This window comes from Sphingomonas sp. GW821-FHT09B04 (assembly GCF_059418285.1).
The window spans coordinates 123,697-146,513 of record NZ_JBWKPO010000004.1; the positions used below are offsets into that span (position 1 = coordinate 123,697).

Genomic DNA, 22,817 nt, shown 5'->3' on the forward strand with positions numbered 1-22,817 from the left:
CGCGTTGTGCGTTTAGACGTTCATGACGGCGGTGATGCTCTCGAGTCCGCGCGAACGGGCGGGCGGCGCGGTGGCGGCTTTGGCGGCGACGTGTGTGCTGGGCATCGTGCTCGTACTGGGGCTGGCGGTGCGCGAGCAGCTGGCCAATGGCGAAAGCGGGGTGGCGCTGTTCGACATCCTGCCAGAGCCCGAACCCCAGCCGAAGGTCGAGCGGATGCCCGAGCGGAACACGCGGCCGTCGGGCGAAGCGGCTCCGCCCAATCTGCGCTCGCGCGCGACCGAGGTGGCGGCGCCCAAGCCGGTCGTGCCGATCGTGGTGCCGCCGCTGGTGATCGCGGCCGAGAAGCCGGCGGATGCGGCAGAGGCGACGAGTGGCGCGGCGGAGGTGGCCGGGCCGGGAACGGGCGCAGGCGGGCAGGGCAACGGCTTTGGCGGCGGTGGCCGGGGTGACGGAGACGGCGCGGGCGATCCGGACGCCACGCCGCCGCGCCAGACTCGCGGAAGCATCCGCGACTCGGACTATCCGGAGGATCTGGCGGACGAGGGGATCGGGGGCAAAGTGACGGTGCTGTTTCTGGTCCAGACCGACGGACGCGTGCCTGAATGCGATGTGGTGCGATCGAGCGGCATTCCCCGGCTCGACGCACTCACGTGCCGGCTGATTCGCGAACGATTCCGCTTCCGTCCTTCGCGCGATGGCAGGGGGCGCCCGGTTCCGGCGCTGGTGCGGGAGACGCATGAGTGGGTGTTCGAGCGGTTGCCGCCGGAACCTGAATGACCCGCTAACTGGACATTAGGCGATCCGATGGTAACGCGACCACATGCACGGAAGTCGCGATCCGCAAACACATGTGATGCCTATTCACGCTGCCTGGCAGTGCGATCTGCGCGACGATTCGCTGACCTGGAGCGAGGGGGTTTACGACCTGTTCGGGCTGCCGCGCGGCAGTGCGCTGGAGCGCGATGCGATCGTCGCCATGTATCTGCCCGAGTCGCAAGAAGAGCTGGCGCGGTTGCGTGGCGCGGCGATTGCGGTGTGCGGGAGCTTCACCTTTGAAGCGCGGATACGACGGGCCGACGGCGCAATCCGCTGGATGCGGATTACCGCCGATGTCGTGACCGAGAATGGCGTGGCGCGCTATCTCTATGGCACCAAGATCGACGTCACCGATGAGATGACGGCTGCTGGCGAGGCTGGCTAGAGAATTTCGCGGATCGTTTCGGGCGGACGGCCGAGGCGGACGCCCTTTTCAGTTTCGACCAGCGCGCGCTCGATCAGGATCGGGTCGGCGGCCATCGCGTCGAGGATCGCGTCGTCGCTGGCATCCTTGAGCACCTTCGCGCCATCCTCCGCCTTGCGCAGGCCATCGCGCGGGGACATGCCGGCCTTCGTATACAGGCGCGCAAGTTCATCGCGGCTCGGCGGGGTCTTAAGATACTCGACCATCGTCACGTCGGCGCCTGCATCGTTGAGGATCGCAAGCGCCTCACGCGACTTGGAGCAGCGCGGGTTGTGATAGATGGTGGCCTTCATTCCGGGATCCCTTGGCTAGACAGGATGCGTACATAGGGCGGAATGGCATGGGTGCCAGCGGTGAAGGAGTGGCGATGACCGAAAAGCGGGTGTGCTTCGATTTCGAGGTAGAATTCTCCAATGGCGGCGGGGTGCAGGGGCAGGATTTCCGCCTCGACATCGACGGTGACGATATCGGGGATGCCGAGCTTGCCCGCTATGTGATTGCAGACCTTCGCCTGCTGATGGTGGGTGAGGTGCGCATCCTCAACAAGCGGATCGTCGAGGAGCGGCACAAGCGTGGAGAGATTGCGGCGATGCCGGGCGTCGCCCCGGGCACGCGGCTGATCGACCTGAGCCATGTGATCGAAGCGGGAATGATCACCTATAAGGGGTTGCCCGCACCCCTGATCTGCGACCATCTCTCGCGAGAAGCGTCGCGTTCGATCTATGCGGAGGGGACCGAGTTCCAGATCGACCGGATCGAGCTGGTCGGGAATACCGGCACGTATCTCGACACGCCCTATCACCGCTATGCCGACGGGCATGATCTGGCGGACCTGCCGCTGACGCGCGTGGCGGATTGCGAGGGCGTCGTCATCCGGGTGGAGGGTGCGGCCGGGCGCGCGATCGACTGGACGGCGTTCGCGGCGCAGGAGGTCCACGACAAGGCAGTGCTGGTGCACACCGGGTGGGACCGGCACTGGCGCACCGATCAGTATTTCGAGGGGCACCCGCATCTGACCGAAGCGGCTGCAGTCTATCTGCGCGATCAGGGGGTTCGGCTGGTCGGGATCGATTCGTTCAATATCGACAATGTGTCCGAGAATACTCGGCCGGTGCACAGCGTGCTGCTGGGCGCGGGAATCCCGATCGTCGAGCATATGACCCGGCTGGGTGAGCTGCCCGCGAGCGGGTTCCGATTCTCTGCGGTGCCGCCGAAGGTGCGGCGGATGGGGACGTTTCCGGTGCGGCCATGGGCTATCCTGCCCGGATGAGGCTTGTCACTATTTCGAGTGACGCCGATCGTTACGCAGCCATATATGAAGGCGCGCGTAGTTGCGAGTTTCCGCTTCTGGTTTGAGGGTCCCGCCGCCCGAGGCGGGAGGGGGAAGGCATGCGCGCGCGTTCGGCGATCCTGACATCGGCTATCGGCCTGCTTCTGGCGGGGTGTGTGCCGTCCGCCCCGGCATTGAGTGGTAATATCGGTGCGATCCGAACCGGCGCCGCGCAGGCGAAAACCGAGTCCACCGGCGCCTTTGCCACGATCAACACGACGGGGCGCGACAGTGCGATCGAGGGGCTGCTCGACGAAAATGTCGCCCCGAACGATGATGCCCTGACCCCGCTGATCACCCGTGATACCATGGCGCGATGGAATACGGCGTTCGACCAGATCGACGCCTATCTCGCCGGGCTGCAGGATCTGACCGATACACGGCGGTCGGATGAAGCCTTTGCGCGGCTGGCAGGCGTTGGCAGCGCGTTGCAGAACGGCGCGCTCCATGTCCGCTTGCCGCGGGACTCGGCGAGTGGTTTTGCCGCGTTCGGCTCCGCAGTTCAGGCCGGTGCCGAGCGGAAAGCACAGTCGATCATGCGCGACGTCGACCCGGCCTTTCAGGCGATGGTGCGCGGGATGGGCGACCTGGTCGCCGGCCCGGGCAAGGGCACGCTGTCGGGAATCGTCGAGACGCAATGGCGGGAGCGGTTGGATGGGATCGCAGCGGACGAGTATGGCAGTGTGAAGCTGGGGACGCGCGATCAGCGGCGCGCGGTGATCCAGGATTACAGCAAGGCGCTCGATGCGCGCGACGCGCAGCTCTATGCGCTGGCCAGCCTGCGTGACAGCCTGTTCGCGCTGGCAGAGGCGCACAGCGCAGCGGCAAAGAGCCATGACGGCGCGACGCTCTACTGGATCGAACAGGTCGACCAGCGGCTCGCCAAGGCGCGCGCCAGTGTGGGGGAGAGGCACTAATGCCCGATAGCAGCATCGACCAGATCGTTATCGAACTGGAAGGCATTCGCGACGCGGTTCAGGAGCGTCGTCTCGAGGCAAGCGACGCCGGTGAGCGCCAGCGACTTGCCGCCGAGTATCGCAAGGTCAACGCGCGGATCGTCAAGCTTCAGGCAGCGGCGTTCGCAACCGGAACCGGCGCGCTGGAAACGCAGATCACATCGATCCGCAATGCCGGGGCTGAGATCAGGAAGGCAACTAAACGGGTCGACGCGATGAATGACGTACTGCACGGCGTTGCCGGCGTGCTGGGCGTGGTCGATTCGATCCTGAGGATCGCCGGGCGAGCGGCGCTCGCCTGACGCTCAGCCCTTCTCTTCCTCGCGCGCCAGCCACTCTTCGAGCCACTTGATCGTATAGTCGCCCTGCTGGAACTGCGGGTTATCGAGCAGCGCCTGATGGAGCGGGATCGTGGTCTTCATCCCGTCGCCTTCGATGACGAATTCCTCGAGCGCGCGGCGCAGCCGGCGGAGCGCGCCCTGACGCGTGGTGCCATAGACGATCAGCTTGGCGATCATGCTGTCGTAGTAAGGCGGTACCTTATAGCCGGTGTAGAGGCCGCTATCGACGCGGACGTTCATGCCACCCGGCGCATGATACGCTTTCACAAGCCCCGGCGAGGGCGCGAAGGTGCGCGGGTCTTCCGCATTGATGCGGCATTCGATCGCATGACCGCGGAACTGGACGTCTTCCTGACGCAGCGTCAGGCCATGACCTTCGGCGACGCGGATCTGCTCGCGGACAAGGTCGAGACCGGTGATCGCCTCGGTCACCGGATGCTCGACCTGAAGCCGGGTGTTCATCTCGATGAAGTAGAACTCGCCATTTTCCCACAGGAACTCGATCGTGCCCGCGCCGCGATAGCCCATATCGGCCATCGCCTTGGCGCAGATGCCGCCGATCCGGTCGCGTTCCTCGGCCGAGAGGACGGGGGAGGGCGCTTCCTCGAGTACCTTCTGGTGGCGGCGCTGCAGCGAACAGTCGCGCTCGCCGAGGTGGATGGCGTTGCCATTGCCGTCGCCGAACACCTGAATCTCGATGTGGCGCGGATTGCCGAGATATTTCTCGAGGTAGACGGTGGCGTCGCCGAACGCGGCCTTCGCCTCGCTGCCCGCCTGCTGCATCAGCGTTTCGAACTGGTCGGGGTCAGTGCAGACCTTCATCCCACGACCGCCGCCGCCCGATGCGGCCTTGATGATCACCGGATAGCCGATTTCGGCAGCGATCTTCTTGGCTTCATCAACGTCGCTGATCGCGCCGTCCGAACCGGGGACGAGCGGGAGGCCGAGCGCACCGGCAGTGCGCTTGGCTTCGACCTTGTCGCCCATCGTCCGGATATGCTCGGGCTTCGGGCCGACGAAGATCAGGTTATGCAGCTCGACGATCTCGGCGAACTTGGCGTTCTCGGAGAGGAAGCCGTAGCCCGGATGGATCGCGTCGGCGCCCGAGATTTCGGCGGCCGAGATGATGTTGGGGATGTTGAGATACGAATCGGCCGCTGCCGGCGGGCCGATGCACACCGCCTGATCGGCGAGGCGGACGTGCATCGCATCCGCATCGGCGGTCGAGTGCACGGCGACCGTCTTGATCCCCATTTCGTGGCATGCGCGATGGATGCGCAGCGCTATTTCGCCGCGATTGGCGATCAGGAGCTTTTTGATTTCCGGCAAGGCGCGTTACTCGACCACGACGAGCGGCTGGTCGAACTCGACCGGCTGGCCGTTCTCGATCAGGATCGCCTTGACCGTGCCGCCATGCGGCGCAGCGATCGGGTTCATCACCTTCATCGCCTCGACGATCACCAGCGTGTCTCCTGCCTTGACCTGGCTGCCCACCGCGACGAACGGCTTGGCGCCCGGTTCGGCCGAGAGATAGGCGGTGCCGACCATCGGCGACTTGACCGCATTCTCATGCGCAGGAGTGATCGAAGCGGGGTCCGACGGCATCGACGCGGGCGCAGCGGCCGCGAGCGGCGCAGCGGCGACCGGCGCGGCGGCATAGGCCACCGGCGCAGCGCTGACCTTGCGCGCGACGCGGACCTTGCGGTCGCCGTCCTCGACCTCGATCTCGGTCAGGTTGGTTTCGTCGAGCACTGCGGCGAGCTGGCGCACCAGCTCAATGTCCACGTGCATGTTCTTTTTGTTCTCTTCGCTCATGCGACCTCGAAAATCGGAAGCGGTCCACAGTTTGCCCGGGACACGCATATAAACGCGCCCAATGTCAGAGACGGGCCGCCGCTTCAAGCGCAAGCACGTAGGAATGCGCGCCGAAGCCGGCGATGGTTCCCTTTGCCGCCATGCCGACATAGCTGTGGCGGCGATACTCCTCGCGATTGTGCGGGTTGGAGATATGGACCTCGATCACCGGGGTCCGGATCGAACGGATACAATCGTAAAGCGCCAGCGACGTGTGGGTATAGGCGCCCGAATTCAGCAAGATCGCCCTGGCGCCATGGGCCTGCGCCTCGTGCATCCAGTCGATCAGATGCCCTTCGTGATTCGACTGGCGCATGTCGATGATGAGATCGAGCTCGCGTCCGCGATCCTCGAGCATGCCGGCAATGTCATCGAGCGTGTCGGAGCCATAGATTTCTGGCTCACGCGTGCCGAGCAGGTTCAGGTTCGGCCCGTTGAGTACGTAAATCGTATCCGCCATGCCAACTCCTGCATTTGAGCTTTTGCGCTAGCCCCTATATCGCGCCCGAGCGAAAGGACCAGCATGCAGACTCATAGCGACGGCACGATCACGATCACGGTCAATGGCGAGCATCGCCGCGTTGCGGGCGGCATCACGCTCGCGCAGCTTGCGGGCGAGCTGGGCCTCGCGCCCGAGAAGGTGGCGGTCGAACGCAATCTGGAGGTGGTTCCGCGATCGACGCTGACGCAGGTGCTGGTCGAGGATGGCGACGAGATCGAGATCGTGCACTTCGTTGGCGGTGGCGACCACGCCGCAGCGGTGAATGACGATAGCTGGACCGTTGCCGGCAAGACGTTCCGCTCGCGGCTGATCGTCGGGACCGGCAAGTACAAGGACTTCGAGCAGAACGCGGCGGCGGTCGAGGCTTCGGGCGCTGAGATCGTCACCGTGGCGGTGCGCCGGGTGAACGTCAGCGACCCCAATGCGCCGATGCTGACCGACTATATCGATCCCAAGAAGATCACTTACCTGCCCAACACCGCCGGCTGCTTCGACGCGGACAGCGCGATCCGCACGCTGCGACTGGCGCGCGAGGCGGGCGGCTGGGAGCTGGTCAAGCTCGAGGTGCTGGGCGAGGCGAAGACGCTGTACCCCGACATGGTCGAGACGCTGCGCGCGACTGAAGTCCTCGCCAATGAGGGCTTCAAGCCGATGGTCTATTGCGTCGACGATCCAATCGCGGCGAAACGGCTGGAGGATGTCGGTGCCGTCGCGATCATGCCGCTGGGCGCGCCGATCGGATCGGGCCTTGGTATCCAGAATCTCGTCACGATCCGCCTGATCGTTGAGGGCGCGACCGTGCCCGTGCTGGTCGACGCCGGTGTCGGCACCGCGAGCGATGCGGCGGTGGCGATGGAGCTGGGCTGCGACGGGGTGCTGATGAACACCGCGATCGCTGAGGCTAAGGACCCGATCCTGATGGCGCGCGCGATGCGGCTGGCGGTCGAGAGCGGGCGTCTGGCGTATCTGTCGGGGCGGATGGGCAAGCGGCGCTATGCTGATCCGTCGAGCCCGCTGGCGGGGCTTATCTAGGTCTTTCCCACCAGCCAGACGGTCATGCCGCCGCAATCGGGATCTTCGATGCGGTGGGCGATCACGGCAAGGCCGCTGCTGGCGAACAGGGCGCGATATTCGGCGGGGGCGAGGCTGGCGTGGAACAGCTCCTCGCCCTCCAGCTCACCGATCGCGATGCCGCGCGCGGGACCGCTGTTGAACAGCGCGACGCCGCCGCGTTTGAGCCAGACGGCGATGCGCGGGATCAGCTTTTCCTGCCATTCCACATCAAGGTGGAACAGGCTGCTCCACGCGATGATGCCGTCATAGGCACTCGACTCGGCGCCGAACTTGCGCATGTCCGCCTCAATCCAGCGATCGCGCGGAAAGCGAGTGCGCGCGAGCTGGATCATGCCCGGGGCGATGTCGATCCCGGTGAGATGAAATCCGCGGTCGATGAAATAGCGTGCGAGCGGTTCGCCTCCGCCGCAGCCCAGATCGAGCAGTGCGCCGTCCTTTGGCAAATGCCGGATGAAACGGTCGAGCCAGATCCGCTCCGGAAAGCTGCGGCGGCGCGCGGCGTCGAAGGCGTGCGCGTGGCGCTGATACAGTTCAGCGATGCGATCAGGCACGCCGCAAGTCCGCCACGTTCTGGCGCCTCCCCGGAACCCTCATATCCCCCATCGGTTGGATAGTCCGGACCAACAGTCAAAGGAGCTCATCATGGGCGAACTCGTCGACAAGATCAAAGGCAACGTCAACGAAGCGATCGGCAAGGCCAAGCAGCACAGCAATGATCCGGAAACGCGGGCGGAAGGCGAGAAGCAGGAAGTGAAGGGCAAGGCGCAACAGCTTGCCGGCAAGGTCAAAGGCGCGCTGGGCGACGACATCTGAATTTGACACAAATTCGCATAAAAGTCGGATTAAGGGCCGTTTCCTGCGGGAAGTGGCCCTTTTTCATGGATGGGCCGATTCGACTCGTTAACTTTCGTTGTGCATTATCCTGTTTCGGGCCGGGCTTTTTCCCGGCGCAAGTCAGCCATCCGGGGGGCTCGACTCGTGATCAACGCCGTTGTCGAACATCCAGTTCTACCTTTCGCTCAGGGCGAGTGGCGCGTCGAACCGCGCGGCAGCCTGGGCTACGTCCTTGCTCAGGCGCGTCGCGAGCGCGAGATGACGATCGAGCAGGTCGCCACGCAGACGCGCGTGCCGATCCGCTATCTCAACGCGATTGAGGACGAGCGCTTCGAGATCATCCCCGGACGCATCTACGCCAAGGGCTTCGTCAAGGCGTTCGCGCGCTCGGTCGGGCTTTGCGAACGCTGGGCGAGCGAGGCGATTACGGAAGCGATGGCCGAGAAGCGGGCGCTGGTCGCGGCCTGACCTCTTCTATCCCCGGATCGCTGTGATGGTGGTGCCGGGGGTGATGAACTCCACATCGGTCTTGAGATGCAGCAGGCGGACGCCCGTCTGCGCCAGCGCACGGTCGAGCGCGGGCGCGAACTCGTCGGTCTTTTCGACGGTCTCGGCCCAGCAGCCATAGGCACGGCCGAGCGCGGCGAAGTCGGGGTTGTGCAGCGTGGTCCCCGACAGGCGTGCCGGGAACTCGCGCTCCTGATGCATGCGGATGGTGCCAAAGGCGCTGTTGTCGATGATCAGCACCAGCATATTGGCGTCGTGCTGGATCGCGGTCGCGAGCTCCTGCCCGTTCATCAGGAAGTCGCCATCGCCCGCAAGCGCGACGGCGAGTCTGTCCGGGCGGCGGAGCGCAGCGGCGACCGCGGCGGGGGTGCCATAGCCCATCGCGCCGGAGGTAGGCGCGAGCTGTGTCGGCTGAGCGCCGTAATGCCAGTAGCGGTGCCACCAGCCCGAGAAATTGCCCGCGCCGTTGCAGATGATCGCCTCGTCCGGCCCAAGCCGCTCACGCATCGCCGCGACGCACTGGCCGAGATCGAGCGTGACGCCTTCGCGCGGCTGCGGGGTGGACCATTCGAGCCACTCGGCATGGGCTTCGGCGCCGGACGGATTTGGCGCGGTTGGGAAGTCAGCACTCGCCAACGCGCTGGCAAAGGAAAAGGGGTCGGAACAGGCTGAAACATCGGCGCGATATACCCGGTTCAGTTCGTTCGGATCCGGATGGGCGTGGATCAGCACCTGGCCCGGATGGTCCGGCGTTATGAGCGTGTATCCGTCGGTCGTCGCTTCGCCCAGGCGAGCCCCAACCACCAGAATGACGTCGGCTGCCTTGATCCGGGCGACGAGTTTTGGATTGGGGCCGTAGCCAAGATTGCCAGCCCATGATTTCCAGTAATTGGGTATCGCATCCTGTCGGCGAAACGCGCCTGCAACCGGAATGCCCCAATTGCTGGCGAAACAGTCGAATGCCGCGCCGGTTGCTCCGTCCCAGCCGGCTCCACCGACGATAGCGATCGGGCGTTCAGCTTTGCGCAAAAGAGCCAATGCCGCATTGGTTTCATCGATACTCGCGCTTTGCCATGCTCGATCAACGCTCGGCCGATCCACGGCCTCGACCTCATCCAGCAGCATGTCTTCGGGCAGCGCGATCACCACCGGGCCCGGGCGGCCGCTGATCGCAACGTTCCACGCGCGGGCTACATATTCGGGGATGCGGCGCGCGTCCTCGATCCGCGTCGCCCATTTGGCGAGCGGGGCGAACATCGCGGGGAAATCGACCTCCTGAAAGCCTTCGCGGTCGCGCATCGAGCGGTCGACATCGCCGATGAACATCAGCATCGGCTGCGAATCCTGCATCGCGACATGGACGCCGATGCTGGCGTTGGTCGCGCCGGGGCCGCGGGTGACGAAGCATATGCCGGGCTTGCCGGTCATCGTGCCGTCTGCGCAGGCCATGAACGCGGCGCCGCCCTCTTGCCGGCAGGTGACGAGGTCGATCTCTGGCACGTCGTGCAGCGCGTCGAGAACCGCGAGGAAGCTTTCGCCGGGAACGTGGAAGATGCGGTCGCAACCTTGGGCCACGAGGTTGTCGACCAGAATGCGGCCACCGTTGCGAAGCTTTGTCATGGGTTCTCTTTTGGTGTCGGGTGCTGGGGAAGTCGAGCGCGTTGCGGCGATTACGCGCCGCTCGCGTAGCGCGCCTTGAGCATCGACCAGACCGCGCGCAGGCTCATCGCATCTCCGCCCTTCGGACGGCCCGGCTTGGGCGCAGGGCGCCAGGCGAACAGGTCGAAATGCGCCCAGGCGATCTCCTTGGGCACGAAGCGGCGGAGGAAGAGCGCGGCGGTGATCGGTCCGGCAAAGGGGCCTTCGGGGGCGTTGATCATGTCGGCGATGTCAGATTTGAGCATCTCGTCATAGCCGTCCCACAGCGGCAGGCGCCACAGCGGGTCCTTCTGATCGATGCCATGGTCGAGCAACTCGTGGGCGAGTGCGTCGGTATTGGCGAACAGCGCGGGAAGCTCCGGGCCAAGTGCAACGCGGGCCGCGCCGGTGAGGGTCGCGAAGTCGAGGACCAGTTCGGGCTTCGCCTCGACCGCCTTTGCCAGCGCATCGCCGAGGATCAGGCGGCCCTCAGCGTCGGTGTTCGTATTTTCCACCGTCAGGCCCTTGCGGGTCTTGAGAACGTCGCCGGGACGGAAGGCGTTGCCAGCGACGGCATTCTCGACTGCGGGGATGAGGAGGTGGAGGCGGACGGGAAGGCGCTGGGCCATCACTACGCCGGCCAGCGCTAGTGCGTGCGCGGCGCCGCCCATGTCTTTCTTCATCAGGCGCATGCCGGCTGAGGGCTTGATGTCGAGGCCACCGGTGTCGAAGCATACCCCCTTGCCGACCAGCGCGATGCGCGGATGCTTGGGATCACCCCATTCGAGCTCAATCAGGCGCGGCTCGCGTCCGCGCGCGGCGGCCATGCCAACCGCGTGGATCATCGGATAGCCCTGTTCGAGCGCGTCGCCGCGGGTAACGGTGAGCGTGGCCTTATGCGTCTTTGCGAGCGCCGCGGCTTCGGCTTCGAGTTCGGCGGGACCCAGATCGGCGGCGGCGGTGTTGACCAGATCGCGCACCTTGAAGGTCGCGGCGGCAAGGCGCAGCGTCTCTTCGATCCGGCCCGGCTCGCTGGTCAGCAAGGTGCGCGGACCGGTCGGGTTCTCGTCCTTGCGGTAGCGATCGAAGCGATACTGGGCCAGCACCCAGCCAAGCATCGCGGCACCCGGTTCGCCGAAAGCGAGGCGGTATGTACCCTCGGGCAATTGCTCGCCGAGCGAGGCGATGCGGTAGGGTGAGGTTTCCGCCTCGTCACAGACCAGCAGCATCGACCAGTCGTCGTCCTTGTCGCCGGGCAGCACCGCGCGGTTACCCGCCTTGCCCACCACCTTGTTCGCGGTGATCGCGGTGCGGACGCGCACCGGCTGCCCCTTAAGCCAGTCGGCCCATTTGTCGGGGTGCACGACATGGATGGTGCGCGCGGGCTGGCCGCGATCGGGCTGAAGCAACGGAGACAGGTCGGTCATTGCGCTGATGTAAACATCCTGAGGGCCGGCCGCCAAGCGCTATCGGCGAAGGCAGAGGGTGAGGGCACGGTCGATCATCGCGGAAAGACGGTCGCGGGACTGAGCGAGCGCTGCGGGGGCAACGCCGCGTTCCTGCGTTTCGAAGTTCACATAGTCGAGGCCTCGCAGCAGCGCGTAGTTGGAGAGCGAGCCATCGGTCACGCCGACCCGCTCGAACACGACGTTGAAGTCGGCCTTGACCAATGCGCGGCCGCACCATGCCGTCGAAGGCGATGTGCCGTTGCGCCAGGGGACATAAGCGAGGGTGTCGTCATCATCGAACGGCCATGCGCGGCCCTGCGACGGGGACGGCTGCATCACATCGTCGCAGAAGCGGATCGAGACCTCGCCGCGACCGGGACGGTCAGACTGGTTGCAGCTCGATGCCGAGGTGTCGAAGCCCGGTGAATTGGTGTGGAGCGCGATGATCGGTCGCGCGCCGCGCGCATAGTCGGCAAGGACGGTGTTGGCGTAGCGCGGATAGCCGTCGCGGAAATTACGGTTGGGGTCGATCGGGCGGCCGCGATCGACCGCAGCGTTGCGGCGGCGGCCATCCTCGGCGATGCCCGAGTCCACCGCGATCACCACTCCGCCATGTTTGCGGACTCCGGCCAGAGCGGCCTCGAACCCGGCATTCTCGTTATCGTGCGGCACGAACCAGAGTGGCCCGCGTGGTTTCTTCACATTGGCGATACGGAACAGCCGCCAGCTGCCCCGCTCTTCCTGAAACTCGATGCGGCTGACGGCGAGGCCACGCCATTCCGCCGGATCGCGGTGGCGGGCGAAGTCATCGTCGGCGATCGTCAGCGGGTCGACCGGGGTGTGACGCACCCCGTCATCTTGTCGCGTGCCGCTCAGCGCCAGCCACAGGGCGGCGGCGAGAGCGGCGCGGGCAAGCATCAGGCCAGCGGCACGCCGTACAGATCGTGCTCGTCGGCGTCCTCGATCTCGACCTGGACGATGTCACCCTGTTTGAGGTGACCCGCGTCGCGGAGGAAGACGGTGCCGTCGATCTCGGGGGCGTCGGCCTGGCTGCGGGCGTTGGCGCCCTCATCCTCGACCTCGTCGACGATCACCTCAAGCGTGCGGCCGATCTTGGCCTGAAGCTTGGCGGCGCTGATCGCGGCGGTCTTTTCCATGATCCGGGCGTAGCGCTCTTCCTTGACCTCTTCCGGCACCGCGCCGGGAAGATCGTTGGCGGCGGCACCCTCGACCGGTTCGAAGCGGAAGGCACCGACACGGTCGAGCTGGGCTTCGTCGAGCCAGTCGAGCAGATATTGGAAATCCGCTTCGGTCTCACCGGGGAAGCCGACGACGAAGGTCGAGCGGATGGTGATATCCGGCGCGATGCTGCGCCAGTTCTTGAGACGCTCCAGCACCTTCGCCTCGTTCGCCGGGCGGCGCATCGTGCGCAGGACGCTGGGTGAGGCATGCTGGAAGGGGATGTCGAGATAGGGGAGGATCAGCCCCTCGGCCATCAGCGGGATGACCTGATCGACATGGGGGTAGGGGTAGACATAGTGCAGTCGCACCCACGGCGCGATCTTGCCCAGTTCGCGGGCAAGATCGGTCATGTGGGGGACGATCTGCTCGCCCTTCCACATCCGCGGCTCCTTGCGGATGTCGACGCCGTAGGCCGACGTATCCTGGCTGATGACCAGCAGTTCCTTCGTGCCCGCTTCCACCAGCTTTTCGGCTTCGCGCAAAATCGCGTCGGGACGGCGGCTGACGAGGTCACCGCGCAGCGCGGGGATGATGCAGAAGGCGCAGCGGTGGTTGCAGCCCTCGGAGATCTTCAGATAGCTGTAGTGGCGCGGCGTCAGCTTGAGGCCGCTGTCGGGCACCAGGTTGATGAACGCGTTCGCGGGCATCGGCGCGGCATCATGAACAGCACCGACGACTTCCTCATACTGGTGCGCGCCGGTGACGGCGAGGACGTTGGGGAAGCGGGCGCGAATGACCTCCGCTTCCTTGCCCATGCAGCCGGTGACGATGACGCGGCCATTCTCCGCAATCGCCTCGCCAATGGCTTCCAGCGACTCTTCCTTGGCGCTGTCGAGGAAGCCGCAGGTGTTGACCAGCACCACGTCTGCCCCGGCATAGTCGGGCGACAGAGCATAGCCGTCGGAACGGAGCTTGGTCAGGATACGCTCGGAGTCGACCAGATTCTTGGGACAGCCGAGCGACACCATGCCCACCTTGGGGGCTTCGGGGAGTCGCGTTGCCATGATTGGCCGCGCACATAGGGAATTCTGCAGAAAAAGATAGGGGCGGGCGTTTCTACTCCTGTTTCAGGGTCTGGCGGCGCGGGGTGGCACGCCACGGCCGAAGCGACGAGGGCAGGACGAGGTCGAGATGCGCCGCCCGCCCGCGCACCGCATCGAGCGTTCGGTTTAGTCGGCGCGCGATATCGCCAGCGGACTGCCGTGCGGCGACCAGCCGGCGGAACTCGGCGTCATCCTCCGTGCTCCAGGGCCGTCGCCGCCGGGGCGAAACCGAAACCGTCATGGCTGGTCCCCCGCGGTTCGAGCTTCGGCGCGGGCATCGCGCAGGATCTCGACCCCGCCCTTGATTGCGATCAGCGCGGTGGCGATGCCCACAGCGAGGTCCGGCCAGTTGACGCCCAGCCACAACACCAGAACGCCCGCGATCAGGACGCCGCCATTGGCGATGAAGTCGTTGAAGCTGAAGATGGTCGCCGCACGCAGATTGACGTCGGGCGCCTCCAGTTTTTGCAATGCGCGCAGGCAAAACCAGTTTACGGCCGCGGCGACGATGGCCATCGCCATCATCGTGACGCCGATCGGCTCGCTGCCTTCGAACCATCGGCGGCCGACATCGAGGAGCACGCCGCCCGCGAAGACCAGCAGCATGATGCCCGAGACGGTTGCGGCACGGGTCTTCCATTGCCGGCCCCGGCTGAGCGCAACGAGGCTCAGCGCATAGACCGCGGCGTCCGAGAGATTGTCGAGTCCATTGGCGAGCAGCGCGCTCGAATCCGCGACCGCGCCCGCGCCGAGAAACGCTGCGGCGAGGCCGGCGTTGAGCACCAGCACCAGCCACAGCGTCCGCCGCTCCTGCATTCCGGTTGGTTGATCTGCCATTGAATGGCCCTTTCAAGCGAAGGCCCACCGCCGCCCTGCGGCAGCGATGGGCCGAAGGTTGCTAATGCGCCTCTGTCTGCTCGACCTCGGCCACGTCGGTCTCACGCCTGCCGTAGCGGGCGTAGAGCGTGGGCAGGACGAACAGGGTGAGCAGCGTGGCTGAGATCAGGCCGCCGATGACGACCGTCGCGAGCGGCTTCTGCACCTCCGCCCCCGATCCGGTCGCGATCGCCATCGGCACGAAGCCGAGCGAGGCGACCAGTGCGGTCATCACCACCGGTCGAAGCCGCGCGAGTGCGCCCTGCCACGCCGCCTCTGCCCTGCTGACGCCGCGCGCCATCAGGTCCTGGATCGACGTGACCATGACCAGCCCGTTGAGCACCGCGATGCCGGACAGCGCAATGAACCCGACCGCCGCGGTAATCGAGAAGGGCATCCCGCGCAGGAACAGCGCGAGCACCCCGCCCACCAGCGCCAGCGGCACGCCGGTGAACACGATCGCCGCATCGCGCACGCTCCCCAAAGCCCCGTAGAGCAGCAGGATGATCAGAGCGAAACAGGCCGGGACTACCAGCAGAAGGCGCTGGCTGGCCGACTGGAGGTTCTCGAACTGGCCACCCCATTCGAGATACTCGCCCGCTGGCAACCGGACCTGCGTGGCGATCTCTGCCCGGGCTTGCTCGACCACGCCGGCGACGTCGCGGCCGCGGACATTGGCCTGAACCACCACGCGGCGTTTGCCGTTCTCGCGGCTGATCTGGTTCGGGCCGGTCGTCACCGCGATGTCGGCGATGCTCTCCAGTGGCACGAACGCGCCGTCCGGTGTCGGCACCGGGACTTGCCCCAGCGTCTGCAGATCGGCGCGTGCCGCATCGGTCAGCCGGATGGTGACGGCAAAGCGCCGGTCGCCCTCGAAGATCATGCCGGCATCGCGTCCGCCGATCGCGGCGGCGAGCGTGTCCTGCATGACCTGCGCGGTGATGCCCAGCCGCGCCATCGCGTCGCGATTGGGCCGGATGTCGAGCATTGGCAGACCCTCGGTCTGCTCGACGCGGACATCGGTCGCCCCCGGCACCTTGCGCAGGATGCCGGCGATCTGGTTGGCGGTCGCGTTCATCGCGTCGGTGTCGTCGCCGAACACCTTGACCGCGATGTCACCGCGCACGCCCGCGATCAGCTCATTGAAGCGCATCTGGATCGGCTGGCTGATCTCGAACGCGTTGCCGGGAAGCCCCTCCAGCGCCTTCTCGATCTTCGCCACTAGTTCGGCCTTGGGCAGCTTTGGATTCGCCCAGTCCTTGCGGTCCTTCATGATAATGAACGTGTCGGAGATGTTAGGCGGCATCGGGTCCGATGCGAGTTCGGCGGTACCGGTCTTGGAGAAGACGAACTTCACCTCCGGGATCGCCGCGATCGCCTTTTCAACGCGCAGCTGCATCGCCTGACTTTGCTCGACCGAGGTGCCCGGCACGCGCAGGACCTGCGCGGTCGCGTCACCTTCGTCGAGCTGCGGCAGGAACTCCTGTCCCAGCGTCGCGAACGCGCCGATCGCGATCAGGAATGCGCCCACCGCTGCCACGATCGTGGTGCGTGGCCGCTTCATCGCGCGGGTCAGGCCCGGCTCATAGCGGCGCTTGAGCCACGTCATGATCCGCCCTTCCTTCTCCTCGACCGGCTTCGACAGCCAGATGGCGAGCATCGCCGGGACGAAGGTGAGCGAGAGGACGAAGGCGCAGACGAGCGCGAGAATGACGGTCAGCGCCATCGGCGTGAACGTCTTGCCTTCCACCCCGGTCAAAGTGAGCAAGGGGACGTAGACGAGGATGATGATCGCCTGACCATAGACCGATGGGCGGATCATCTCACGCGTTGCGCTCGCCACCACCTGAAGCCGTTCGCCCTTGTCGAGCGTGCGGCCGATATGGTGCTGGCGTTCGGCGATGCGCCGCAGCGCATTCTCGACGATGATGACGGCGCCATCGACGATCAGGCCGAAGTCCAATGCGCCGAGGCTCATCAGATTTGCCGAGACTCCGCCGCGCAGCATCCCGAAGCTGGTCATCAGCATGGTGACCGGGATCACCAGCGCCGCGATCAGCGCCGCACGGAAATTGCCCAGCAGCAGGAACAGCACGACGACGACCAGCAGGGCGCCTTCGGACAGGTTCTTCGCCACGGTCTTGATCGTCGAATTGACCAGCCCCGTTCGGTCGAGCACCGGCTGGATGATGATGTCGGTGGGGAGCGAGGCGTTGATGCTGTCGAGCCGTGTCGCGACCGAGGAGGCGACGTTGCGGCTGTTCTCGCCGATCCGCATGATCGCGGTACCGACGACGACTTCGCCGCCATTCTCCGACGCCGAGCCCATGCGGATCGCCTGACCGAGCTTCACCGTGGCGACCTGATTGAGCAGGATCGGCACGCCGTTGCGCGTCGCGATGACGGTGCGGGCGAGCTGGTCGGCATTGGCGATGCGCGCGTCGGAGCGCACGGCAAGGCCTTCGCCATTGCGGTCGACCACGCCGGCGCCGACGGCCTTGTTGTTCGCCTCCAGGGCGGTGGCGAGATCGCCGAGGCTGAGCTTGAGCGCGGTCAGGCGCTGCACGTCGGGCACCACCTGATATTGCTTCACATAGCCGCCGATCGAATCGACGCCGGCAAGGCCGGGGACGGACTTGAGCAACGGCGCGACGATCCAGTCCTGCGCGGTGCGCAGATAGGTCGCCTTGTCCGCCTCGCTGACCAGCCGGTCGCCCTCGGGGGTGATATAGCTGCCGTCGGGCTGCAGACCGGGATCGCCCGGCTTGTGCTTGTCCTCCGGCCGATGGGCCATATGGACGGTCCACATATAGACTTCGCCCAGACCGGTGGCGATCGGCCCCATTTCGGGTGCGACGCCCTCGGGCAGATTCTCCTCGGCGGTGCGCAGCCGTTCCGCGACCTGCTGGCGCGCGAAATAGATGTCGGTCGCGTCGGTGAACACGGCCGTCACCTGCGCAAAGCCGTTGCGGCTCAGCGAGCGGGTATATTCAAGGCCGGGGATGCCGGCGAGCGCGGTCTCGATCGGGAAGGCGACCTGTTTCTCGACGAGTTCGGGCGAGAGTGCGGAGGCACGGACGTTGATCTGGACCTGATTGTTGGTGATGTCGGGAACGGCGTCGATCGGCAATCTCGACAGCGAGAAGGCGCCGACGACGACGGCGATGAGGGTGATGAGCAGCACGAACCAGCGCCGCTCCACCGCAAAGGTGACGATGCGTTCGATCATGACTTAATGCCCATGCTCGGCTTCGCCCTTGCCGAGTTCGGCCTTGAGGGTGAAGCTGCCATTGCCTGCGATCTCTTCGCGCCCGGTCAGGCCCGAAGTGACGGTGACGGTGCCCGCGCCGCGCGCGCCGAGCGTGACCGGCTGTGCGCGGAAGCCGGTTGGCGTGCGGATGAACACGACGCTGCGATTCCCGACCGTCTGGACTGCGGCTGCCGGCACGCTGGCGGTGCCGCTGCCTTCGCCGGGGAGGCCGAGCACTGCGGTCACCGGTTCGCCGACGCGCCATTGGCCTGCGCGGTTGTCGATCAACGCGATTGCGGTGACGAGGCGGGTCGCCTCATCGAGCACGGGCGAGACGAAGCTGATCCGCGCCACCGAACGGCGACCGCTAGAACTGATCTCGACCGGCGTTCCGACCGCGATGCGTGCGGCATCCGCGGGCGACAGCGACACGGTGACTGCTACGCGCGCGAGGTTGGCGACGCGGAACAATTCGGCATCGGCCGCCACCGTCTGACCGAGCACCACGGGGCGCGCCGTGATGCGTCCGCCGATCGGCGCGGTCACGCCGATACGGTTGAGCGCACCGCCGCCGACACCTGCTGCCGAGACTTGCTGCCGGGCGAGCCTCAGCGCGATCCCGGCTTCGGTCGCGGCGGTACGTGCCGCGATCAGGTCGCGTTCGGGCGAGACGCGCAGCCTGAACAACCGGTCCTCGCGCTGAAGGTTCGATTGGGCGAGGGCAGCACGTGCCCCTGCAGCCTCGACCTCGGCGCGCAGCGAGGCTGCTTCCCGGCTCTCGATTACCGCGACGACCTGACCGCGCGCGACGGGCTCACCCAGATTGCGGTTGAGCGCGACGACACGCCCGCCGATTGCCGCCGACACGACCTGAGTGCCTTGCGGGTCGCCCTCGATGGTCGCGGGAAGCGTCAGCGCGCCGCCGCCGCTCGCGGTCACACGGATTACCTCAATGCCTGCCGCTTTGACCTGCTGTGCGGGCAGCGTGATCGCGCCTTCGTCAGCTTCGCTGGTCTCGTTATGTGCCGCTTCGTTTCCGTCGGCTTCTGCCTTGGCTTCGGCGGTGTTGTTGGCGGCTTCCTCCGCTCCTCCGCCACATCCCGAAAGCAGCAAGGCGAGGGCGAGCGGGGCCGTTGCCCCGATCATGAGCTTCTTCATCGTGTTGTCCCCATTGCCGCCGCTGCGGGCGTGGTGAGCCGGGTGAGCCGCGCCTCGGCGTCGTGATATTGCGCGCGTGCCTCGATCGCGGCGGTGCGGGCGTCGAGAAGTGCCTGTTCGGCCTCGAGCAGGACAAGCTGGTCGAACTTGCCCTCGCCATAGCCAAGCCGCGCGATGCGTGCCGCTTCCTGCGCGGCGGTCAGAACCGGACCGGAGGCGCGAACGCTCGCCGCCGCGCGATCGCGATCGGCGCGGGTGGCGGTGATTGCACGCTCGGCGTCGAAACGCGCAAGTCGACGCCGGGCCTCGCTCTGGTTGCGCAGCGCTGTGGCCTGACCCACTGCAGCGCGGCCATTGTTGAACACCGGTAGTGGCACCGACACGCCGAAGAGCATTGCCATGTCACCGCTTGCCTGCATCCGGCGTGTGCCTGCGCTGACCGTCAGGTCGGGAATCCGCTGGCTGCGCGCGAGCCGCAGTTGCGCTTCGGAAGTGGTTACATCCGCTCCCGCCGCTGCAAGCGCGAGCGTGCCCTCGGCGTTCGGCGGTACCGCGGGACCGGCGCGCGCGCTGTCGACTCGGTCGAACCAGGCCTGGTCGAGCGAAGCTGACAAACTGGCACCGGTGAACTGTCCCAGCGATGTCCGGCTTGCCTCGACGCTGGCTAGCGCGCGTTCGAGCTCGGTCTCGGCATTGGTTGCAAGCAGCGCCGCACGCTGTTCGTCGATTGGCGAGTTGGCGCCGACGACGACGCGGTCGCGCGCGATCCGCAGATTTTCGGCGGTGACACCGACCTGATCCCGCGCCACGGTCAGTCGGCGCTCAGCCGATACCGCCTCGATATAGGCCTGAGTGACCTGCAACCGCAGATCGGCGCGAACGATCACCGCGTCGACCCGCGCGCGTGCCGTTTGCGCTTCGGCCACCGCGATGCGCGCCGGGCGCTTGCCGCCCAGCTCGAGCGGAAGGGCGAAGCCGATCGTGGTCTCCGCTCCGCTAAGGCCGCGAGCGGCGCCGGTACCGATCACATTCTCGACGTCCGCATTGAACGTCGGGTTGGGGCGTAGCGCCGCGACTGCACGGCCAGCTTGTGCCGCTTCGATCTCGAGCGCTGCGACTTCACTGGCGGGCGAGATCGCGCCAGCCTGCGCCAACGCCTGATCGAGCGTCAGCGTCTCTCCGACCGCAACGGGCGCGGGCGGGGACGCGTCTTGCGCCTGCGCAATTCCTGCGCAGGACGCCGCGGCGAGCAACGCCGCGTAAATGGACTTCATGATGGAAAACTCCTGACAACCAGAAACAGCCACCGGGCAAATGCCGGCGGTGAGTGGTCGTCAGGCTTGTGGCGGCCTCAGCGCGGGATCGAGTGCGGCAGGGGCAAGCGCAGAGGCAGGGCCGCGGGCACGCAGGCCTTCGCGAGAGGCGTGCTCAGTGCCAACGCTCATGTCGGTCAGCGAAGCGAAATGGTGCCCGTGGCAACCGCCATGCTGGTGCGCGAGATTCTTGTCGCCCTGATCCGTATCCGGGGTGCCCGTCGTATGATCCGAATCGACGCTTTGGACGGTCTGACTCGCCTCGACGCAGACGACCCGCTCGACCGCATGCGCGACCGGCGCGGTGCCGATCGACAGCAGCGCGAACACGCACAGCATCAGGGTAAAGAGGCGGATCATTGCGGCGGTGCAATACCGTGTTGTTTGAAGCTTGTCACCACCGAAACCAAATTGTTCGGAAGTTGATATGGCGTATCATATCCCAAGTTGCCGCCGAAGGTGCCAAAAATACGCCATGAGCATTGTTAATCTATCGCTACGAAGAAGTTTTGCCGGGAAAGTTCAGGTTTGACTTGCCAATGCGGGCAACGCTTTCGAAGCAACTGGTGAATCTCTATCGCTTTGTGTCGGTGCGAGCATCGAACAGTTCTGCCGCAGCCTGCGCATCCAGCGGGCGGCCGAGTAAATCGCCTTGCCCCTGTTCGCAGCCCGTACCGATCAACGCGCCCTCCTGATCCTGCGCGTCGATCCCCGCGGCGGCGATCGTCATGCCCAGCCCTTGCCCTAGTCCGACCAGTGCCTGGACGATGCCTGCGCTCTCGCGCTGGCTGGTCATTGCCTGAACGAAGCTCCGGTCGATCTTGATCTTGTCGAGGCGGAAGCTGCGCAGGTGATAGAGGCTGGAATAGCCGGTTCCGAAATTGTCGAGTGCAATTCGGATGCCGGATTCACGCAGTGCCCCCAGCACGGTGCGCGCGTTGTCGAGGTCCGCGACGAACGCGCTTTCGGTTACGTCGACTTCGAGCCGCGCCGCCGCGATGCCCGTCTCCGACAGAATGGACGTGATGCGCTCAGCCAGAAGATGGTCACGGAGCTGGCTTGCATGGATATCGATCGACAGCGTTACATGCTCGGGCCAGGTCTTCGCCGCGATACAGGCGAGCCGCAGCACGCGTTCACCGATCGCGTGGATCAGGCCGACTTCCTCCGCGATCGCGATGAATCGCTCAAGCGGGATCTCGCCGCGCTGTGCATCGAGCCAGCGGGGGGCTGCGTCGAACCCGAGCACCGCGTGCGTGCGCAAGTCGAAAGTGGGGCGATAAACGACATCGATACGTCCTTGGTCGAGCGCATCCCGAAGCGCGTCCTCCACCTCGGCGCGCTCCTGGATTTGCGCATCCATGGCGGGCTCAAAGAAGCGCAAGGCAGCACGCCGTTCGCCCTTGGCGCGATAGAGCGCGACATCGGCCTTGCGCATCGCTTCTGCGATCGTCGTCGCGTCGGAGGGAACCAGCGCGATGCCGACGCCCGCGCCGACCCGGTGACTTGCGCCCGCTGCAGCGATGGGGAGATCGAGTGCCTCGATCACGCGGAGCGCGATATTGGTCGCGGCTTCGGGATCGGCCAGATGTGTCGCGAGGATGGCGAACTCGTCCCCGCCGAAGCGCGCGACCATGTCGCCGTCGCGCATCGCGGTCAGCAGCCGTTGCGCGACGCCGATCAGCACTTCGTCGCCCGCGCCATGGCCGTGAACGTCGTTGATCCGCTTGAAGCCGTTGAGATCGAGCAGGAGCACCGCATGGGCCGCATCGGCGCGTGGCGGCGCATCGAGCGCAGCGCGCAATGCGTCGTCAAAGCGGCGGCGATTGGGGAGGCCGGTCAGCACATCCTGATAGGCAAGCTTGCGCACTTCACGCTCGGCGGAGAGGCGGCGGGCGAATTCGCGCTTCTGGCGCAGATAGTGCCGGACGCCGAACCCGAACAGCGCGCAGGCAAGCAGCGTCGCGAGCAGCAACGCTTCGTCCAGTTCGACGATCGCGGTGGCGGTATCGATATGGTCCTGATGCTCGAACAGGTCGATCGCGAACACGACATAGGCAAGCACGCCGAGAGCGGCCAGCAACAGGCTGATATCGCGGATGGCGAACCTATGACGAATGACGAAACTCCAGATGCTGCGCAGACTCATGGAGGGCCTCCCGTGCCGTCATAGCATCGGATCCGTTCAGGATCCTGCCCGCGCGATCGGC

The 22,817-nt window shown here is 65.9% G+C and carries 24 protein-coding genes; 8 read left to right on the forward strand and 16 right to left on the reverse strand.

Annotated features, from left to right (window positions below; genetic code table 11):
* Positions 1 to 22: 22 nt before the first annotated feature.
* Both AC07NK_RS13470 and AC07NK_RS13475 read left to right on the forward strand, forming a co-directional pair.
* Positions 23 to 778, forward strand: coding sequence for an energy transducer TonB (locus tag AC07NK_RS13470; RefSeq protein ID WP_495171112.1), 756 nt, complete (start codon positions 23 to 25; stop codon positions 776 to 778).
* Positions 779 to 854: 76 nt separating this feature from the next.
* The gene (locus AC07NK_RS13475) at positions 855 to 1,202 is read left to right on the forward strand and encodes a PAS domain-containing protein (RefSeq protein WP_495171113.1); all 348 of its coding nucleotides are present in this window, start codon (positions 855 to 857) and stop codon (positions 1,200 to 1,202) included.
* Here AC07NK_RS13475 and arsC read toward each other — a convergent pair.
* Complete coding sequence (gene arsC / locus AC07NK_RS13480; protein ID WP_495171114.1) at positions 1,199 to 1,534, reverse strand: arsenate reductase (glutaredoxin); 336 nt, start codon at positions 1,532 to 1,534, stop codon at positions 1,199 to 1,201. The two genes, AC07NK_RS13475 and arsC, sit on opposite strands and share 4 nt — an antisense overlap.
* Before the next feature lie 74 nt (positions 1,535 to 1,608).
* On the opposite strand from arsC, the gene AC07NK_RS13485 reads away from it, so the two are divergent.
* The 3 genes from AC07NK_RS13485 to AC07NK_RS13495 all read left to right on the forward strand — a co-directional run bounded on the left by AC07NK_RS13485 (position 1,609) and on the right by AC07NK_RS13495 (position 3,829).
* The gene (locus tag AC07NK_RS13485; RefSeq protein WP_495171115.1) at positions 1,609 to 2,511 is read left to right on the forward strand and encodes a cyclase family protein; all 903 of its coding nucleotides are present in this window, start codon (positions 1,609 to 1,611) and stop codon (positions 2,509 to 2,511) included.
* Positions 2,512 to 2,630: 119 nt separating this feature from the next.
* On the forward strand, positions 2,631 to 3,488 hold the full coding sequence (locus AC07NK_RS13490; RefSeq protein ID WP_495171116.1) for a hypothetical protein: 858 nt from the start codon (positions 2,631 to 2,633) through the stop codon (positions 3,486 to 3,488).
* Positions 3,488 to 3,829 (forward strand): hypothetical protein, encoded by a 342-nt coding sequence (locus AC07NK_RS13495; RefSeq protein WP_495171117.1) that lies wholly within the window; start codon positions 3,488 to 3,490, stop codon positions 3,827 to 3,829. Before AC07NK_RS13490 ends, AC07NK_RS13495 begins: the two co-directional genes overlap by 1 nt.
* A 3-nt stretch (positions 3,830 to 3,832) precedes the next feature.
* On the opposite strand, the gene accC is transcribed toward AC07NK_RS13495, so the two are convergent.
* From accC to aroQ, 3 genes are all read right to left on the reverse strand, one after another.
* Entirely contained in the window at positions 3,833 to 5,197 is a 1,365-nt protein-coding gene (gene accC, locus AC07NK_RS13500) for an acetyl-CoA carboxylase biotin carboxylase subunit (RefSeq protein ID WP_495171118.1), read from the reverse strand.
* A gap of 6 nt (positions 5,198 to 5,203) precedes the next feature.
* On the reverse strand, positions 5,204 to 5,683 hold the full coding sequence (gene accB / locus AC07NK_RS13505) for an acetyl-CoA carboxylase biotin carboxyl carrier protein (RefSeq protein ID WP_495171119.1): 480 nt from the start codon (positions 5,681 to 5,683) through the stop codon (positions 5,204 to 5,206).
* Between the two features lie 64 nt (positions 5,684 to 5,747).
* Positions 5,748 to 6,182 carry a type II 3-dehydroquinate dehydratase gene (gene aroQ, locus AC07NK_RS13510; protein ID WP_495171120.1) on the reverse strand — a complete coding sequence of 145 codons (435 nt, stop codon included), beginning with the start codon at positions 6,180 to 6,182 and terminating at the stop codon, positions 5,748 to 5,750.
* Between the two features lie 63 nt (positions 6,183 to 6,245).
* On the opposite strand from aroQ, the gene thiS reads away from it, so the two are divergent.
* A complete protein-coding gene (gene thiS / locus AC07NK_RS13515; RefSeq protein WP_495171121.1) occupies positions 6,246 to 7,256 on the forward strand; it encodes a sulfur carrier protein ThiS in 1,011 nt (336 codons plus the stop codon).
* Here thiS and AC07NK_RS13520 read toward each other — a convergent pair.
* Positions 7,253 to 7,849: a class I SAM-dependent DNA methyltransferase gene (locus AC07NK_RS13520; protein ID WP_495171122.1), complete on the reverse strand. Its 597-nt coding sequence runs from the start codon at positions 7,847 to 7,849 to the stop codon at positions 7,253 to 7,255. The two genes, thiS and AC07NK_RS13520, sit on opposite strands and share 4 nt — an antisense overlap.
* Before the next feature lie 91 nt (positions 7,850 to 7,940).
* Between AC07NK_RS13520 and AC07NK_RS13525 the strand changes: the two genes are divergently transcribed.
* Entirely contained in the window at positions 7,941 to 8,111 is a 171-nt protein-coding gene (locus AC07NK_RS13525; RefSeq protein WP_495171123.1) for a CsbD family protein, read from the forward strand.
* Between the two features lie 165 nt (positions 8,112 to 8,276).
* Positions 8,277 to 8,600 (forward strand): helix-turn-helix domain-containing protein, encoded by a 324-nt coding sequence (locus tag AC07NK_RS13530; protein ID WP_495171124.1) that lies wholly within the window; start codon positions 8,277 to 8,279, stop codon positions 8,598 to 8,600.
* A gap of 6 nt (positions 8,601 to 8,606) precedes the next feature.
* Here the strand turns inward: AC07NK_RS13530 and AC07NK_RS13535 are convergent, their stop codons facing one another.
* The 11 genes from AC07NK_RS13535 to AC07NK_RS13585 all read right to left on the reverse strand — a co-directional run bounded on the left by AC07NK_RS13535 (position 8,607) and on the right by AC07NK_RS13585 (position 22,756).
* Positions 8,607 to 10,259: a thiamine pyrophosphate-binding protein gene (locus AC07NK_RS13535; RefSeq protein ID WP_495171125.1), complete on the reverse strand. Its 1,653-nt coding sequence runs from the start codon at positions 10,257 to 10,259 to the stop codon at positions 8,607 to 8,609.
* A gap of 50 nt (positions 10,260 to 10,309) precedes the next feature.
* Positions 10,310 to 11,704: a leucyl aminopeptidase family protein gene (locus AC07NK_RS13540; RefSeq protein WP_495171126.1), complete on the reverse strand. Its 1,395-nt coding sequence runs from the start codon at positions 11,702 to 11,704 to the stop codon at positions 10,310 to 10,312.
* Positions 11,705 to 11,743: 39 nt separating this feature from the next.
* Positions 11,744 to 12,643, reverse strand: a complete 900-nt coding sequence (locus AC07NK_RS13545) for a hypothetical protein (RefSeq protein WP_495171127.1) — start codon at positions 12,641 to 12,643, stop codon at positions 11,744 to 11,746.
* Complete coding sequence (rimO, locus tag AC07NK_RS13550; protein ID WP_495171128.1) at positions 12,643 to 13,971, reverse strand: 30S ribosomal protein S12 methylthiotransferase RimO; 1,329 nt, start codon at positions 13,969 to 13,971, stop codon at positions 12,643 to 12,645. Before rimO ends, AC07NK_RS13545 begins: the two co-directional genes overlap by 1 nt.
* A 52-nt stretch (positions 13,972 to 14,023) precedes the next feature.
* Complete coding sequence (locus AC07NK_RS13555; protein WP_495171129.1) at positions 14,024 to 14,251, reverse strand: hypothetical protein; 228 nt, start codon at positions 14,249 to 14,251, stop codon at positions 14,024 to 14,026.
* Entirely contained in the window at positions 14,248 to 14,847 is a 600-nt protein-coding gene (locus AC07NK_RS13560; RefSeq protein WP_495171130.1) for a cation efflux transmembrane domain-containing protein, read from the reverse strand. The genes AC07NK_RS13555 and AC07NK_RS13560 overlap by 4 nt, the downstream gene beginning before the upstream one ends.
* Positions 14,848 to 14,908: 61 nt before the next feature.
* Positions 14,909 to 18,115, reverse strand: a complete 3,207-nt coding sequence (locus tag AC07NK_RS13565) for an efflux RND transporter permease subunit (RefSeq protein ID WP_495171131.1) — start codon at positions 18,113 to 18,115, stop codon at positions 14,909 to 14,911.
* 3 nt (positions 18,116 to 18,118) lie between these two features.
* Positions 18,119 to 19,294 (reverse strand): efflux RND transporter periplasmic adaptor subunit, encoded by a 1,176-nt coding sequence (locus AC07NK_RS13570; protein WP_495171132.1) that lies wholly within the window; start codon positions 19,292 to 19,294, stop codon positions 18,119 to 18,121.
* Positions 19,291 to 20,568 carry a TolC family protein gene (locus AC07NK_RS13575; RefSeq protein ID WP_495171133.1) on the reverse strand — a complete coding sequence of 426 codons (1,278 nt, stop codon included), beginning with the start codon at positions 20,566 to 20,568 and terminating at the stop codon, positions 19,291 to 19,293. Before AC07NK_RS13575 ends, AC07NK_RS13570 begins: the two co-directional genes overlap by 4 nt.
* A 60-nt stretch (positions 20,569 to 20,628) precedes the next feature.
* Positions 20,629 to 20,967, reverse strand: a complete 339-nt coding sequence (locus AC07NK_RS13580) for a hypothetical protein (protein WP_495171134.1) — start codon at positions 20,965 to 20,967, stop codon at positions 20,629 to 20,631.
* 214 nt (positions 20,968 to 21,181) lie between these two features.
* Positions 21,182 to 22,756, reverse strand: coding sequence for a putative bifunctional diguanylate cyclase/phosphodiesterase (locus AC07NK_RS13585; RefSeq protein WP_495171135.1), 1,575 nt, complete (start codon positions 22,754 to 22,756; stop codon positions 21,182 to 21,184).
* Positions 22,757 to 22,817 lie beyond the last annotated feature (61 nt).